At 55.1% G+C, this 15,544-nt stretch carries 13 protein-coding genes; 4 read left to right on the top strand and 9 right to left on the bottom strand.

Going from position 1 to position 15,544, the window contains the following annotated elements; genetic code table 11:
• The first annotated feature begins 97 nt into the window (after window positions 1–97).
• The gene (locus tag ABIB91_RS24810; protein ID WP_354168119.1) at window positions 98–814 is read left to right on the top strand and encodes an O-fucosyltransferase family protein; all 717 of its coding nucleotides are present in this window, start codon (window positions 98–100) and stop codon (window positions 812–814) included.
• Here ABIB91_RS24810 and ABIB91_RS24805 read toward each other — a convergent pair.
• From ABIB91_RS24805 to ABIB91_RS24775, 7 genes are all read right to left on the bottom strand, one after another.
• Entirely contained in the window at window positions 798–1,907 is a 1,110-nt protein-coding gene (locus ABIB91_RS24805) for an O-antigen ligase family protein (RefSeq protein ID WP_354168117.1), read from the bottom strand. The two genes, ABIB91_RS24810 and ABIB91_RS24805, sit on opposite strands and share 17 nt — an antisense overlap.
• A 127-nt stretch (window positions 1,908–2,034) precedes the next feature.
• On the bottom strand, window positions 2,035–2,814 hold the full coding sequence (locus tag ABIB91_RS24800; protein WP_354168115.1) for a glycoside hydrolase family 16 protein: 780 nt from the start codon (window positions 2,812–2,814) through the stop codon (window positions 2,035–2,037).
• A 55-nt stretch (window positions 2,815–2,869) separates the two neighbouring features.
• A complete protein-coding gene (locus tag ABIB91_RS24795) occupies window positions 2,870–3,532 on the bottom strand; it encodes a class I SAM-dependent methyltransferase (protein ID WP_354168113.1) in 663 nt (220 codons plus the stop codon).
• Between the two features lie 35 nt (window positions 3,533–3,567).
• Entirely contained in the window at window positions 3,568–4,725 is a 1,158-nt protein-coding gene (locus ABIB91_RS24790; RefSeq protein ID WP_354253290.1) for a polysaccharide biosynthesis protein, read from the bottom strand.
• A 343-nt stretch (window positions 4,726–5,068) separates the two neighbouring features.
• Entirely contained in the window at window positions 5,069–6,214 is a 1,146-nt protein-coding gene (locus tag ABIB91_RS24785) for a glycosyltransferase (protein ID WP_354168109.1), read from the bottom strand.
• A gap of 45 nt (window positions 6,215–6,259) precedes the next feature.
• Complete coding sequence (locus tag ABIB91_RS24780) at window positions 6,260–7,318, bottom strand: glycosyltransferase (RefSeq protein ID WP_354168107.1); 1,059 nt, start codon at window positions 7,316–7,318, stop codon at window positions 6,260–6,262.
• A 42-nt stretch (window positions 7,319–7,360) separates the two neighbouring features.
• Window positions 7,361–8,803 (bottom strand): undecaprenyl-phosphate glucose phosphotransferase, encoded by a 1,443-nt coding sequence (locus ABIB91_RS24775; protein ID WP_354168105.1) that lies wholly within the window; start codon window positions 8,801–8,803, stop codon window positions 7,361–7,363.
• A gap of 279 nt (window positions 8,804–9,082) precedes the next feature.
• Here ABIB91_RS24775 and ABIB91_RS24770 point away from each other — a divergent pair, with 279 nt between their 5' ends.
• From ABIB91_RS24770 to ABIB91_RS24760, 3 genes are all read left to right on the top strand, one after another.
• Complete coding sequence (locus ABIB91_RS24770) at window positions 9,083–10,111, top strand: ABC transporter substrate-binding protein (RefSeq protein ID WP_354168103.1); 1,029 nt, start codon at window positions 9,083–9,085, stop codon at window positions 10,109–10,111.
• A 762-nt stretch (window positions 10,112–10,873) separates the two neighbouring features.
• Window positions 10,874–11,848 carry a GDP-L-fucose synthase family protein gene (locus ABIB91_RS24765; RefSeq protein ID WP_354168101.1) on the top strand — a complete coding sequence of 325 codons (975 nt, stop codon included), beginning with the start codon at window positions 10,874–10,876 and terminating at the stop codon, window positions 11,846–11,848.
• 59 nt (window positions 11,849–11,907) lie between these two features.
• Entirely contained in the window at window positions 11,908–13,215 is a 1,308-nt protein-coding gene (locus ABIB91_RS24760; protein ID WP_354168099.1) for a WcaI family glycosyltransferase, read from the top strand.
• Window positions 13,216–13,336: 121 nt separating this feature from the next.
• Here the strand turns inward: ABIB91_RS24760 and gmd are convergent, their stop codons facing one another.
• On the bottom strand, window positions 13,337–14,428 hold the full coding sequence (gene gmd / locus ABIB91_RS24755) for a GDP-mannose 4,6-dehydratase (protein ID WP_007595490.1): 1,092 nt from the start codon (window positions 14,426–14,428) through the stop codon (window positions 13,337–13,339).
• 205 nt (window positions 14,429–14,633) lie between these two features.
• Window positions 14,634–15,200 (bottom strand): transglutaminase-like cysteine peptidase, encoded by a 567-nt coding sequence (locus ABIB91_RS24750; RefSeq protein ID WP_007595489.1) that lies wholly within the window; start codon window positions 15,198–15,200, stop codon window positions 14,634–14,636.
• Window positions 15,201–15,544: the final 344 nt, after the last annotated feature.

The raw sequence follows: 15,544 nt of genomic DNA, 5'->3' as shown, positions 1-15,544 counted from the left end.
TGGATTCTTCGCTTTTGACGTGGCCGGCCGGATAGGTATGGGCGGAATCCTTACGCATATTGTGAAGTTAATTAGCTATGCTGACGGACGAAACCTCATGCCTGTGGTTCGCTCGACTCATTCTCTCTATGCCGAACAGGAAGATGACTGCTGGTTTTCCAAGCATTTCATTCCCGTCCAATTGTGCTCGGTCCCGGGGGATTTGACATATCTTTGTGTGCGCAACGAGCTTAGCTACGGTGGATTTGATGTTCCAAACCACCTTAGCATCGAAGAGGCACATCGCACCTTCTTCAAATACTACCAGTTCAACCCAAAGATTGAGAAAGTCGTGGATGACTTCTTGCAGCGTGAAAAGATCACTCAGTTCGACGTGTCTATCCACTACCGCGGGACGGACAAGAAGCTTGAAGCGAGCTCCGCGTCCTTCGAAAGTGTTGCGCAAAAATTGAAGGGACTCAAAGCTCTGAGCGGTGATGTTCGCCATATATTTTTGGCGACCGACAGCGCTGAATTTGAGCAATACATTAGGCCTCAATTCCCGGAGATGCGATTTTTCTCTTTCCAGCTTTCGGAGGCTGCGCCTATCGGAGTTCCTAGACACTTTTCAGACATCAATGCCGACTTGAAAGCAACAGAGGCGTTGGCGAACATGCTTCTGTTGGGTAAGGCCCGTTTCTGCATCAGGACTGTTTCTTACATGTCTGCGTGGGCGAAAATCTTCAATCCCGCTCTCAAAGTCGCAACTCTGAACAAACTAATAGATCAGTCGATATCGTTCCCGGAAAGACAAATCATCACGGAGAGTTTTTGAAGTCGAGGGACTCTCGCCTAGAGTAGTTCTTTGCTGTGCCGGGAAGGGAGGTGGTCAGATGCTGGCGCGCCTTTTTTGCGCGTGCGAATTCGTGAAAAAGAAACAGAAACATGATCGCAGGATATGTATTTAAATTTACAAAGCGATCATTGAAGGCCAACATTGGAACGAAAGGCACCAGATAAAGGGCCCGACCGAAAACTGCAACGTAGGCAAACTTTGACAACAGAATGAAGAGTACTATGAGGCCCATGAGCCCATAATATGCGATTGGGTATAGAAAGAAATTGTGTGGTTGAAGCATTCCTAAACGGGCTGGAAAGTCGGATCCAGCTCCGAATAGCGGATTTGTCGCCCAAGCCTCAAAGGCGCTCGCCCAGTATAGATTTCGTCCAGAGGCGTTAGTATTCTCTCCTCGGTACTGATTATCCAGGAGAAGGACTTTGTTTGCTAGATCTGACACGTCCAGCGTGAACAGTAATGCGCCCCCGGCGATGAGTGTCGTAAGGATCAGCAGAAGACGCGTTAAGGGGGAGAGATTTCGCGACGCATGCCAAAACAAGATGCACGCGACAGCCAAAATCCCTAGCTCTGCTGCCCGTCCCTGCATCAGGAAGGTGGGCGCAAAGAACAGGGGCGTCAATGCGAACGAAACCTTCGGCATGCGGATAAGTAGAGCTCCGAAAGCAGCGCTAAAAAATAGTTCAGATCCCAGATTAGGATGAGAGGCTGAGAAAAAGAGCGTCCGGCCATAGAAGTCCACCAACCGGCCCGTTTGGTAAAAAACCAAGTACACAGTTGCGTCGATCACACTGACAAAGACTAAACCTCGCCAATACGGCGTCCCCAAAAAATTCAACGTAACAAAGAGATTTACTGAAAATACGAGGATTCTTGCACTGGATAAGGCAGAGACATCGTTCCAAAGAGAAGAAGCGATTTCGGAGAGAATCAAAATGTAAATGAATGGCAGAACAGCCCTTGATGCCTCTGTCAGCTTTTCACGTCGCAAAAGAAACAGAGCTATTTTGAGAGCTACCGTCGCACTATAATAAACCGTCTGATCTATTTCGAAAATGTACGAAACAAACACAAGCCCATCGATCGCTCCGACGAGAAACCCCCAAAACTCAAAGGAGCTACCGTGGAGGCCCTCGCGAAGCCTTGGAGTGGATCGGGTGGCTTGGAGCCTAATGCCTGTAATCATCAATAAAGACTTGTTATTGCCTTTCGAACACCCGCACCCAGTCAACGTCTAATCGCTGTTCCGGGCCGTCCGTGTGTCTTTGTGAACTTAGCACGAGAAACATATCTTGCTGTTCGCAAATGTCTGAAGACTCGGTCTCAAACAAAGGGTCTCCATCTAGAAACCACGTAAGCTTTTGCGCGGTCCACAACAACCCGTAATTGTGCCACTCTGAAAATTTAACTGGTTTGCTGAACCAGTGATTGGCGTTTTTGTTGAAAGTATGCTTTTGCCTCGTCCAATCGTGAATAGCTCCAACGTATCTTCCAGCGCCAAAGTGTTCGAAGATGTCGATCTCGCACCAGTGGCCGTTGTCTGTGTCAAGGGAATGGGGACGACTCATTAGCCAGAATGCAGACCAGTCCACGTCATTCTCGGCAAAGCGCATCCTTGCTTCAAAGAACCCGTGCTTGAACGTGATTCCTCCAGCTTCTTTTGGCACAGTCGCTATCGACGTGTGACGGAAGTTGGAAGGGGTGATCAAGGATAGAACGCCATCCTTCACCACGATCCGGTCAAGGGAGCTCTTTTCCTCATACCACAATCCATTATACCAAGTGCTGAAACTCGATCCCTTTCTCTCAAGATCAATCTGATGAAAATCATCGTAGAAGACGTTGGAGGTATATCCGGCTGACAGAACTTCCTGAGGCAGGTGCGTATCATTGCCTGCTCGGCATGGGACAACAGCAAGAATCGTAAGTAGGCTGACGAAGAGAAGAAAGGGGATCCTGGTGCTCTTCGGTGCGATCATCAGAACCGGTCGCATGATACATGCCCCGTCCGGTTGCTGCCGCTAGAATGGGTACTCATTCTTGGGGGCGCCTAGCTTCGAGGGCAAGTTCCTCGGTCTGATGCTTAGGGTCTACAAATCTGGTCGGATCTTCCACGCGTGAAAACATTGCATCCTCACTATCCCCATAGTTGCATCGGCGGATCTTAACGAACCCCGCGCGGCGGAGTTGCTCTTGCATTGAAGGAAAATCCCACATCCAAAGATGTAAGCTGCCTCCAAAAGTGCGGCTTACTTTCTCCGTAATTGTGCTTGGGCCTTTGAAGAGACCGAGATGTGCTGCGGTCATAAACCAATCGTTGGCGTCATTGGTACCTGAATCCAATTTGCTCAGATAAAGTCGGGCTCGAGATTCAAGGTCTGGAACGATGAGGCGGAAGATACCGCCCGGCCTAAGCATGCGATAGGTATTTCGAAGTGCCGTTTCCACGTCAGACCGGCTCAAGTGCTCCAGAACATGAGATGCGTACACTCCGGAAGCCGTTTGGTCTCCGATCGGGAGGCCTCGAACAATATCCCCGATCTCAATACCGGAAGGAAACTGTAGTTCATTTCCCTTTAGTCTTTGCACAAAACGTCCAATCGCCGGCAAGCGAGCGAGTCGAATCGTGGGAGACCAGTCGAAATTCAACCAACCCTCTGGGGCTGAGTATCCACAACCGTATTGGACGTATGACATACAGGTACCTCGATCTCTTTTCTTCGGACTAAAAGTTACTTATTGCAGCGGAATGGATTGATACAGAGGTTGTCGCCTATTGTTCGAAAGGTCGAGCTGAAGGCAATTCGCAATTCGTGCGGTTTGCACAGACGCATGAACGTCAAAGTAAGAACGATCGCCGCCATAATTAGGTCAAGCCCCAACAAGGAAACCGCGGCGCCAGCCTCTCCCAATACGAGTGTAAGTGGGTAGGCTACTAGAACAGCGGCAAGCGAGAGGCCGAGATAGAGATAAGAAAAATCTGCATGCCGATTCACGGCTACCAAATAGTTCGCCAAGGGAATCCATATCCCATGGACAAGCATTACTCCCGTCATAATCATAACCAAAGAAAAGGGTGGATGCATTGTGTTGCCACTCCAGAGTTCTACCAGCTTTGGCCCTGAAATGAGAAGCGCTGAGGCCAGGATCAGTAGGGAACCAATGCTCAGCAACAACGTGATTGCGACGAGTTTTGCTTTAGCTTTGCGATCGCCGCGTGCCGACACAATCGAGAACTCTGGTGAGACTGCGCGGTGAAGGAGCGACGTGGATTGCACGCCGATCCTCGTCACTGTCCTCACAGCTGAAAACACGGCGGCGCTTGAACTCGACAAGGCGATTCCCACGACGATCGTCATCCCTTGCAAGAAGGTGGCCTGTGCCGCCGAAAGGGCGATAATGCCAAGAGAAGGATGGCCTAAGCGACGGATATCAGAGAAGGACACGGGATCGAAGCCCAAGCTTAACCACGGGACTTTTCTGCGCAGAGAGATGTGCAGCGCAAGCGCGCCAGCGAGCCGACAGAGGAGAGAGGAGATGGCAGCATGAAGTGGTGAGCCGCCAGCAGCGGCGCATGCAATGATGGCTAGGCCTTCAGCTAGCATGATCCAAGCTTGCATCATGGTTCCAAACGCGTACATGCCACAGCAGCGAAAGCCCGCGAGAGATATGCTGCTCTGCAATATCAAAACAGACTGGACGATCAAGCAGACGACCACGATGTGTCCGCCGGTCGCGCTAAGCAGTCCATTCTCAAAATATCGCGCCGGTAGAAAAAGCGCGACGGAATTGCAGGCGAGCAAAAATGCGCAAGATAGACCGGTCACGACGACCCACGCACTACGGTAAGTTTTAGTTGCGCCGACATGATCGCCGTTAGCAACCTTCATAGTCATTTCGGTAGCGGCAGCCGATGCAAAACCAAAATCGCCAAGCGCGAGGTAAGCAGGTATAGTCGATACTAGGACCCACCATCCATATGCGGAAACGCCCCATTGAGAGGCTAAAATTGGAACGGTAAGGAGCTGAACAACTGCGATCGTAACATGAGTAAAAAGGTTTGCTCCGATACCTCTAAGGATGCGCGTGCGAGGACGAGTTTCGTTTAGGTTCTGCACGATCTGCGCCGTTCGTTAGGGTTCGGTGTGCAGCTAAAGATGGTCGTCATAGACCACTGTCACTGCAGTTTCTTTTGAGGCGCTCAATGGCAAGCTAGCAAGTCGGATGGACCCGTCACCTTTGGCTATGCAGTATTGCGCATCCATCAAGAATGGCTTTTGCGGCATTTTCCGGGGTGAAGGATTGTATCTGATGGAGGCAGGCACGCGCTGTCATGGTGACATCAGAGAACGCAGTCGGCGCAACGTTCATCCTATCTACCAATTCCTGTAGATTTCCCCATTCAAACGAAAACCCTGTTTTTCCCTCCGCGACCAATTCGGGTACACAGCCGCAACGATAGCTCACTATTACCGGACAGGCATAGCTGAGAGCTTCGTTGACAACGAGGCCCCAAGGTTCGCTATGACTGGGAAGAACAAAGCAGGTGGCTTTAGAATATTCTTCGAAAAGATCAGAGTCGTATTTGGCACCGGTAAAGATTACGTCATCGTTGATCCCTAGATCAGAGACGATGGCTCGCAAGCCCTGTTCAGACGGTCCCTTGCCTACGAGCACCAGCTTTGCCCCGGGCCACGAAGCAAGCACTTGCTTAAAAGCTTGTACCAGATGCTCGAGAGACTTTTCGGGAGAAAAACGGCCAACATACAAGAAGCGCGGAGGCTCGCTGCTTCTGGGTGCTTTCTCGAGGCGTTGCTTAAACGCCTCTTCCGCAAGATAAGTTTTCGGCAGAGCTGCTGCCTGGCATCTCACGAAGCTTCGGGTGCTCGGGACGCCATAGTAACCAACGTATTCTACCGCGCGTATGCCATAACAAAAAATCCCGTCGGCCAAGTTGAAAATTATCCGCTTGGCTACTCCCTTAAAAAAGGTTTGCTCGTGATCGTACAGGGTGGAATCACAGAACAACGCAAATTGTTTTCCGCGAAGTTTCAAGATCATTGCTTGCAGCCAAATCTCTGGGCGCTCATATCCGCAGAGTATGGTGACGTTCGAGTCGTCGTTCCAAGCTTCCCTTGCCAGACTCCAGAAGAGACTTAACTTCGGCAAGTCAGAATAGGCGCCGGGAAACAGCAGCTTAAAAGGGTACTGATGCCAGGACCGATCAACTGGAGACAGTCCGACTCTGTTTCGCTCGGTTTCCGCGATTTGATAGAAATTGACATGGATGCCGCGTGCCTGCGCCACGTTATTCACAGCAGAGAAAACGACCGCCTTGTAACGAGACCAAAGGATGTTGTGCCAAATGGTGAATTTCATTCTCGTGGCTAGCCTATATGTGCTGCGAACCTATCGAATGTGGCGCTAACGAGCGCGGGCAATCTCGAGGAAGAAGTCGCGATATTGCTTCGCAACGGCGCTAGGTTCTGTGTCCTCGGCGAAAGTCCATGCCGGACGCGAAGGGAAGCTGTCAAGGTATGCTCGGAATCTCGGTAAATCCAATGCAGGAGAACCTAGATCAAAGAGGTGGGCGTAATCGGAGAAGAGTTCGCGATGTACAGGAATATCTGAAAGCAAGACGGGGCGCCGAAGCTTAGCGGCTTCCGCAGCAGACATGTTAAACCCCTCGAACAGCGAAGCAGACATAAAAAATTCGGCGTGACGTGAAAGATTCAATACGCGCTCCTTCTCGATGAAGCCGGTGAAAACGACCGATTCTTCGGGGGTGCCTGCGCCCTGCAGGATGGTCTCGGCTTCTCGATGATTTCCAGTTACCACGAGCTTTAGTTCAGGGAAGCTGCGAGAGACCTGGTTGAAAAGCTCGAACACTTTGCGAACGTTTTTGTGCGGGTATGAGTGGAAGTTCGCAATTGCATACGGTGATTCAATCTCTCGACGAGATGAGGTGCTTTTGGCGCCTTGAACGTCAACCGGGTTGAGGATCGTCTTGTATAGATGAGGGGCGCCGTAGTGTTTTAGGAAATCGGCTTCGGTCGTTCGACTGATGAAAACTACGCCTGCTGCTCGGCGTCGGGCTACACGATGCGCAAATTCAAGGATCGCGCGCCTCAAGGGCGAGTGGAATTCAGGATAGCTTTTGAATTGGAGATCGTGCACGAGTACAACATCGCGTGTCCGTGAGCCGGGGAGAGGCAGCGCGAAATAATTTGGGAAAAAGAGAATGGCGTCGCGTCGCCAGTATTGTGCTTCCAGCAGTACTTCGGAGGCAAATCGGCGCAACGTTGCCGCAGTTGCTCTCGAATTACGCGGCGAGGTCTCCGAAAAGTTTGGAACAATCTCTTGAAGGCACGCGGATAAGTTTTCAGCAACATCAGCGACCCCTCCCGGGTTTCTGACATAGCTAAAGTTATTAGACATAATGCAGGGAACGTTCGACATCAGCTCGTGGTCAGGGTTGTTCATTTCAGTCGTGGTAGCACGAAGCAAAGATGACGAACCATCTGCCTAGTAGGCTGTAGGGCGCCCAACCGTGACGAGCGCCGTTCGTATCAGTATCTTTACATCCAGCCACACGCTCCAGTTATTGATGTACCACAGGTCATACTCCACGCGCTTCTCCATCATTTCGAGCGCGCGGGTTTCTCCGCGGTAACCATTAACCTGGGCCCAGCCGGTGATGCCGGGCTTGACGTGGTGGCGGTAGGCGTAGTTGCCGATGATCTGCTCATATTCGGTGTTGTGGGCGGCCGCGTGCGGGCGGGGGCCGACCAGCGACATGTCGCCCTTGAGCACGTTAAAGAGCTGCGGCAGCTCGTCGATCGAGGTCTTGCGCAGCCATTTGCCGATGGCCGTCACGCGCGGGTCGTTCTTCTGCGCCTGCACGATCTTCGGGCCGTCCTCGAGCACGCGCATGGTGCGGAACTTGTAGATCTTGAAGGCGCGGCCGTTGAAGCCGTTGCGGGTCTGGCGGAAGAACACCGGCCCCTTCGAGGTCGCCTTGATCAGCGCGGCGGTCACCAGCATCACGGGGGCGAACACGATCAGCGCCAGGGCCGTTCCGGCAAGGTCGAGCGTGCGCTTGAGCGCGCGTTCGTTCCGCGACAGCGGGGCGCGGCGCAGCTCCGCGGTGAAGGTGTTGCCGGTCGATTGCAGCGGATAGCGCAGGAAGCGGGCGGCGTGGGCATCGGGCACCAGATGCACGGGAACGGGCAGGATCTTCAGCGCGTCCAGGATGCTGTCGATCGCGTGCTGCCGGCTCCAGTTCATCAGCAGGAAGATGTGCTCGACCCGGTTCTCGCGCGCATAGGCGATCAGCTCGTCAAAGCGCGGCGCGATCGCCGACAGCAGCAGCGGCGAGGCGAGGTCGGCGGAGCGGATCTCCATGATCCGCATCAGGCGATAGCCATGCTGGGCGAGGTCCTTCATGGTGTTGGAGGCCGCCGGCAGCCCGAATTCGGCGATCATCACCGCGCGGCTGTTGGCGAACGCGCCGGTCGCAAGCGCCCTGGCGGTCCAGCGCCCAGCCGCCAGCTTCCAGGCCAGCAGCACCGTGAGGCCGACCAGGTAGAACGAGAGCGTGGTGCCGCGGGAAAACTCCTCGCTGACCTTCATGGTGAAGGCGATCGCCAGCAGCGCGCCGAACAGCCCGGTCCACGTCGTCACCGTGGTGCGGAATGCGCGCGACAGGCTGGTGATGTTCTTGAGCCGATAACCGTGCTGAACCGTGGTCAGCAGGATGAAGTTGATGGCGACCAGGACGCTCGCCGCGGCATAGACATTGGCCTTGCCGAGCGCCGATTGGGTGTAGAGATGATAGGCGACCGCGCAGCCGATGCCGCTCAGCACCACCAGCACGGCGTCGCCGACCATCACCAGACGTTCGACCACCAGAGGACGAAGAAAGCTCCAGGCTAAACCTTGAGGTGCCGGCGGACCTTGCTCGAGCACACGAATTTCCGCAACAGAATCAGGCACCGAGGCCGATCGTGGTGATAGAATTGTCATCGCGCTAAAAGCTCACTTACGATCAATTCACTATCCGAATACACCGTGCTATCGGGCAGAATCGCAATTAAAACAAGGCGAAGGAAAAAGTAACCTTACCCCAATGGATTGATTGTAGCGCATTTGCCCTCACCCGATATGTTAATTGCACAGCCTGTTAGGAAGCCTTCAGTGCCTCAGACCCGGTCCCGGCGGCGATCCAGGCGAAGGTTCAGCCGGTATGTGGCGATTGGCCTTGCGACCGTTGCCCTGCTGGGCTTGGCCCTGATCGTGCTGCGCCCGGATTCGTTGCCGCTGCGGCAGGAGGCGAACCCCGCGGCTGTGGCAAGTCTGCTCCTCGACGGCCCCTACGCGGCGCGTTTCGCCGGCGAAATGATCGCGTTCAAGCAGGGCTTTTTCGCTTCCCGGATTGCGCTGCGGCCCCAATCGGACGACCCGAACTTTGTTGAAACGATCGCACGCGAACATGCCATCGGCGTGACCAGCGGCCAAAAGTTTCTGCTGGCCGTCTGGCGCGGCGTCCCCGTAACGGCGTTCGCTGCAAGCTTCCTCGACACCTCGATTGCGATCTTTACCCTGGAAGGGTCCGGCTTGCGCCGGCCCCCCGACCTGGTTGGCAAGCGCGTCGGTTACCGCAGAGCGAGCGAAGGAGACGTGATCTTCGATGCGATGATGGCGCAGTTGGGCCTGCCTCGCAGCCAGGTGACAAAGGTCGCTGATCGCGACAGCTTCGATGCGCTCCGCGCCGGCGAGGTCGACGCCATCATTGCCGCCATCGATGACCAGCCAAGCCCGTCCAGTGCGGGTTACGTCCGGCTGAATATGATAAAGCCGCAGGACTATGGCATCCATGTCCCGGGGCTCGTCTATTTCGCCAGCAACGATCTTGTTCATGATCGTCCATCCGTGATCACCGACGTGCTCCAAGGCCTTATCCGAGGCTGGCAGTTCGCTTATAGCGATTATGCACGGAGCGTGCCTGTTCTCGCCAGCTTCGCTCCCGAAAGGCTGATCTCGGATCGCCTGAAAGCCGAGTTGCAGCAGCAGCGCAGCCTCATCTTGCCGACCGGCGGGCGGATTGCCGACTATGATGAAAGCCGCTGGAGGACCCTTCGGGACATTCTGATATTCGCGAAGCTGGGCGAGGAGGAGGTACCGCTCGCCCAAGCAGTCAACTATCAATTCCTTCGCGATGTTTACCGTCGCTCGCCGGACCTTGGCGCTCCGGGCGCCTGGAACGGCGAGAACTAGGGCCGAGAAGCCACAGTTCTGCAGCATATTGCTCCAAGCTTGAATCCGATGCCTCGGAGCGGTTGCGTTCCTCCGTCGAGCCTTGGTAGTCTGACCCAGCTATTTCGGGGCGATTTCTAGGGTTGATAGATGGATCTCAAGTGCTGCCGAACGGTCCCGCGAGGGGCTGAGTGGCTTCACTGCTGAGTTCCGTTGGGGCAAAGGAGCTTTATGATGTTCAAATCGTTTGCGCGGGTCAGTCTTTTGGCATTGGCCGCTTCCTTGGGGGCAGCGAGCAGTGCAAATGCCGGCATGCAGATGTCCGCAAGCGCGGCGCTGCTCACGGGCGCCGCTCAGGTAACGCCGGTTACCTTTTGGGCACAGCCTTACCCGTACCGTTATGTGCCGTCGCGTCACTGTCCGCTGGTTCGGGTCGAGACCCCGTATGGCTGGTATTTGGACCGCGTCTGCGCGCCCGAGGGGCCCGTCCTCCGACGCGCTTACTGATCCCGCGCCAGCTGGACTAGCTGATGTTTAGTCGAGAAGGCAGCCGTGCGGCTCGCGCGGCTGCTCCGCCTGTTTTACTGCCAATGGCCTGCTTTAAGTTTACGCACCCTGTTGCAGTTCACCATTAATAGCCTGGCCCGCCTGAGCAGGCTGCTCAACAGTGAAGATTGTGTTAGCAATTGGGAGCGCGCACGAGCCCGGCTGCCGGCACTCCGTGGCACGCGAAAGGGCTGAGCTTTCGGCTTTCGCAATCGGAAGACCGAGTAGGGGTAACGGATGACGGGGACTTCAACCTACGACCTTTCGGGCAAGCGGATCTTCGTCGCCGGTCATCGAGGCATGGTCGGTTCTGCCGTCGTGCGGCGTCTTGCTTCAGAAAATTGTACAGTGCTTTCTGCCGATCGCCGCGAGTTGGACCTGACCAAGGAGGAGCCGACGCTGCGGTGGCTGGAATCCAACCGTCCTGACGCGGTGGTGCACGCTGCCGCGAAAGTCGGGGGGATCGCTGCGAACAGCAGCTTTCCCGTCGACTTTCTCTGCGAGAATCTCGCTATCGAACTCAACGTGATCCGCGCAAGCCACGCCATCGGCGTTCAGCGCCTGTTGTTTCTGGGCTCGTCTTGCATTTATCCCAAGCGTGCCAAACAGCCGATAGCTGAGAGCGAATTGCTGACCGGACCGCTTGAGCCGACCAACGAATGGTACGCCATCGCGAAAATCGCCGGTCTCAAGATGTGCCAGGCCTATCGTCGCCAATACGGGGACGATTACATTTCGGCGATGCCCACCAATTTGTACGGCCGCGGCGACAACTATCATCCCGATCACAGTCACGTACCAGCCGCACTGATTCGCCGCTTCCATGAAGCAAAGCTCGCGCAAGCGCCGACCGTGACTGTCTGGGGCACGGGGACGCCGCTCCGCGAGTTTCTCAATGTCGAAGATTTCGCCGACGCCTGTATCTTCCTTCTGAAGAATTATTCAAGCGACCTGCCGATCAATGTCGGTAGCGGCGACGAATTATCGATTGGAGATTTTGCGGCAACGGTTGCAGACGTGGTGGGCTATCGGGGCAAGCTGGTCTTCGATACGTCCAAGCCGGACGGCACGCCGCGTAAGCTGCTCGATAGCTCGCGGGTGCGGGCGCTTGGTTGGCAGCCAAATACGTCTCTGCGCGCCGGTCTCGCTGCTGCGTATGCGGATTTTCTAAAAGGCTACGGTCGTCATTTGGAGGTTAGCGCCACCAGCTGAGCTCAGCTATTCTGCTGCAATAGTTTTAATCTCTGAAAACTTACTTGGATTGCGCCTTTATGCGGGTTCTTTTGGTCGGCATCAATTATGCCCCCGATCTGATCGGAGTGGCTAAATACAATAGCGAGCTCTGCGAAAGCCTCGTCGCCGAAGGTCACGAGGTCAGGGTGATCACGGCTCCGCCGTATTATCCCGCCTGGAAGATTCCGCACCGCTTCAGTAGTTCTTACTTTAGAACGAGGCATATCGATGGCGTTCGGGTCACGCGTACGCCGATCTATGTGCCTGAACATCCGTCAGGGGCGAAGCGACTTATCCATCATGCCTCCTTCGCACTCTCGAGCGCAGTGCCGGCCCTCGCGAATGCGCTCTCCTGGCGACCAGACGTCATGATCGCGGTAGCCCCGTCTCTGATGTCCGCTGCCTTCGTCTCGTTCGTCGCTCGTCGCGTCGGCGCGAAATCGTGGCTCCACATTCAGGATTTCGAGGTCGATGCAGCGTTCGATCTTGGTCTGCTGCGCAATGGTTCCTTGCGCAAATGGATGCTTAGAACTGAAGCAGCGATCCTCAAATCCTTCGATCATGTTTCGACCATCTCTCAGCCGATGATGGATCGCCTGATCCTCAAAGGCGTGGACTTCGATAAAGCAGTTGAGGTCAGAAATTGGATTGATACCCGGGCGATCTGCCCCGCCTCGCGGATGACGAAATATCGCGAGCAGCTCAAGCTTGGCGAGACTGACATCGTTGCGCTCTACTCCGGAACGATGTCGAGAAAGCAAGGGCTTGAATTCGTGATCGAGGCCGCGATCGGGTTGGAGCAAAGCCATCCACATATTCGGTTTATTCTTGCCGGCGACGGACCAGATAAGACGAGGCTCGAGCAATTGGCCGCCGGGCATTCCAACATCCACTTTTTCGGGCTTCAGCCCAAGGAAAGCTTCAACGAGTTGTTGGCAACTGCCGATTTCCACCTGATTCCGCAGAAGGCGGAGGCGGCCGATCTGGTGTTGCCTTCCAAGCTTGGCGCGATCTTTGCGTCCGCTCGGCCAGTCATCGCCATGGCCGAAGAGGGTACGGGGCTTGCGGCGGAAGTCATCGGCGCGGGCCTTGTGACTCCACCTGGAGATTCGTCCGCTCTTCAAGCCGCAATTTGCCAGCTTAGTGAGGCATCCGCCCTCCGCGAACATTACGGGGAGGAAGGAAGAAAGCGAGCCCTTGATCGGTGGGACCGACAAACAATTGTTCGTCGGTGGTCGGAAGTCATGGCGGACGAGCGCAAGTCGACAGGGGCGATGGGAATCGGACCGACAAGCGCTAACGACAACATTGGACTTCCAGTGGAGGATGCGGTTCGGTTGCCCTGAGGCGTCTGGCCTCGACTGCGGAGAAATGACGTCTGCTGACGAACAAGAGCAGCCAAAGGTGAGCGTCGCGATGAGCGCTTACCTCCGGCCCGCTCGCGGTGACGGCTGATCTAACTCAGGATCACTCGTGACGCGGAAAGTATCTGAATCCGTGCTGCTTGATCAGTTCGTCGCGCTTTGCCGATTCGAGGTCTTCCTTCATCATTTCCTGAACCAGAGACTCGAAGGAGGTCGTTGGCTCCCATCCGAGTTTCTGCTTCGCTTTCGCGGGATCTCCCAAGAGAGTTGCGACCTCTGTGGGCCGGAAATAGCGAGGGTCGACCGAGACGATACATTTGCCGGTAGAGACGTCATAGCCCTTCTCATCGACGTCGCTGCCTTCCCAGCGAATCCTTATTCCGACTTCGCTGGCCGCAATATTAACGAAGTCTCTCACGGAATGCTGCACACCAGTGGCGATGACGAAATCCTCCGGCTTCTCCTGCTGCAGCATCAACCACTGCATCTCGACGTAGTCGCGGGCGTGGCCCCAGTCGCGCAGCGCGTCGAGATTGCCCAAATACAGGCGCTCCTGAAGACCTAAATGGATTCGCGCGAGTGCTCGCGTGATCTTTCGGGTAACGAAGGTCTCACCGCGAACAGGAGACTCGTGATTGAACAGGATGCCGTTGCAAGCATACATGCCGTACGCTTCGCGATAGTTCACCGTGATCCAATAGGCGTAGAGCTTGGCGACTGCGTAAGGAGAGCGCGGATAAAAAGGAGTGGTCTCCTTCTGCGGAATTTCCTGAACCAGTCCGTATAGTTCGGAAGTCGATGCCTGGTAAAAGCGGGCCGTCTTCTCGAGCCCCACGATGCGCATCGCTTCGAGAATCCGCAGCGTCCCCAGCCCATCGGAATTCGCAGTGTATTCGGGTTCCTCGAACGACACGGCCACATGGCTCTGCGCAGCCAGATTGTAAATTTCGTCAGGCTGTACCTGGGCAACGATCCGGATGAGGCTGGAGGAGTCCGTCAGATCGCCGTAGTGCAGCCGGAACGGCGGATCGGGCTCGTGTGGATCGAGATAAAGATGATCGATGCGATCGGTATTGAAGAGGGAGGTCCGGCGCTTGATGCCATGGACTTCATAGCCCTTCCCTAGAAGCAGCTCGGCCAGGTAGGCCCCGTCCTGGCCCGTAACACCGGTAATTAATGCGCGCTTTTTGGTCATGCAAATTCTCACAGACTGGATGCGTGTTCTTACCCAATAGCCTGTCCCGTTGCTACCCGCGGCAGAGTATTTTTGAGCTGATTGGGCGCTATTATTAACGAGCCAGCCGTATCAACTTCGGAGGGCCGGCTAAGGGACTAATACCCCAAGCTCTCGGGATGACTGAATTCCCGAACGTGGCAGAATTCGAACCGCAGGCGAGCAGCTAAGATCTCGCAAGACCGCGCATCCAGAGTTGAGGGTTCAGACCCGATTGCGTGCGCAGGAAGACGTATTGATCCGAGGCTTCGTTGAGCTGGACGACCGCCCCGCTCAGATTGTCGAGAACGAAACTGACTCTTCCTTCTCGTACGAGCAAAATGAGGTGATGCTCTCCTGTGTTGCGAATAACAACTTCTGCCAAAAGGAGAGACGAGGTTGGCCAGCCCGCTTGGAGCAGCAAATGGCGTTTTGTAACGGCATAATCGCCACAGTTTCCATCATAGGGAAAGATCTGCCATTCATAGTCATTCCGGCTTACCAACAGACTCTCGGGCGCGATGCTAGAATTGACAATTGAATTGATTTGATTGAGCTCGCGCCAGCGCTGCCCTCGGAAGCGGAAGCCTGTTATCCGACGGTCCTGCTGTTCCTGGCAATCTTCAGGGTACTTTGTACAGAACAGCGTGAACGAAAGCGGAGGGACGACCTCCTGTGTGTCGAAATTGGAGTAGGCGGGCCGGCTGCTAACACAACACGCCAGCACCAGCATGCGTGCAGCATGTCGGATCATCGCATCGGCCTCATGATGGGCTGGACGATCCTTGTATATTGCGACGCAATAATGAAAACGCGATATCAAATGTGAGGCAGTCGATGCCTCAATCTGCGCCGTTATGGGCCACTTGCAGATATCGCGCGAGCGGTGTGGGTTTCGAGGCAACGTATTTCGCTTTCGGAGTATTCCTCCGGGGTGGGCCGCCTTGTTGAGTTGCAGGTATCCGACGAGGATCTAGCTTTAAGGCTAGCCTTAAGGTCGGTGGATGCGGGTAGAGGTCCTGGGCGGGGTTGAGCGTCGTCGTCGCTGGTCTCGCGACGATAAGATGCGGATCATCGAAGAGACGCTGGCGCCCGGCG

This window comes from Bradyrhizobium sp. JR4.3 (assembly GCF_040547695.1).
In the GTDB taxonomy this organism is placed as follows: domain Bacteria; phylum Pseudomonadota; class Alphaproteobacteria; order Rhizobiales; family Xanthobacteraceae; genus Bradyrhizobium; species Bradyrhizobium canariense.
This window is presented reverse-complemented; position numbering and strand designations above follow the sequence as displayed.

Coding starts and splice junctions, on each gene's coding strand:
- ABIB91_RS24810 (WP_354168119.1), top strand. CDS start 98: ATGCCTGTGGTTCGCTCGACTCATTCTCTCTATGCCGAACAGGAAGAT.
- ABIB91_RS24800 (WP_354168115.1), bottom strand. CDS start 2,814: ATGATCGCACCGAAGAGCACCAGGATCCCCTTTCTTCTCTTCGTCAGC.
- ABIB91_RS24795 (WP_354168113.1), bottom strand. CDS start 3,532: ATGTCATACGTCCAATACGGTTGTGGATACTCAGCCCCAGAGGGTTGG.
- ABIB91_RS24790 (WP_354253290.1), bottom strand. CDS start 4,725: ATGAAGGTTGCTAACGGCGATCATGTCGGCGCAACTAAAACTTACCGT.
- ABIB91_RS24785 (WP_354168109.1), bottom strand. CDS start 6,214: ATGAAATTCACCATTTGGCACAACATCCTTTGGTCTCGTTACAAGGCG.
- ABIB91_RS24780 (WP_354168107.1), bottom strand. CDS start 7,318: ATGAACAACCCTGACCACGAGCTGATGTCGAACGTTCCCTGCATTATG.
- ABIB91_RS24765 (WP_354168101.1), top strand. CDS start 10,874: ATGACGGGGACTTCAACCTACGACCTTTCGGGCAAGCGGATCTTCGTC.
- ABIB91_RS24760 (WP_354168099.1), top strand. CDS start 11,908: ATGCGGGTTCTTTTGGTCGGCATCAATTATGCCCCCGATCTGATCGGA.
- gmd (WP_007595490.1), bottom strand. CDS start 14,428: ATGACCAAAAAGCGCGCATTAATTACCGGTGTTACGGGCCAGGACGGG.
- ABIB91_RS24750 (WP_007595489.1), bottom strand. CDS start 15,200: ATGATCCGACATGCTGCACGCATGCTGGTGCTGGCGTGTTGTGTTAGC.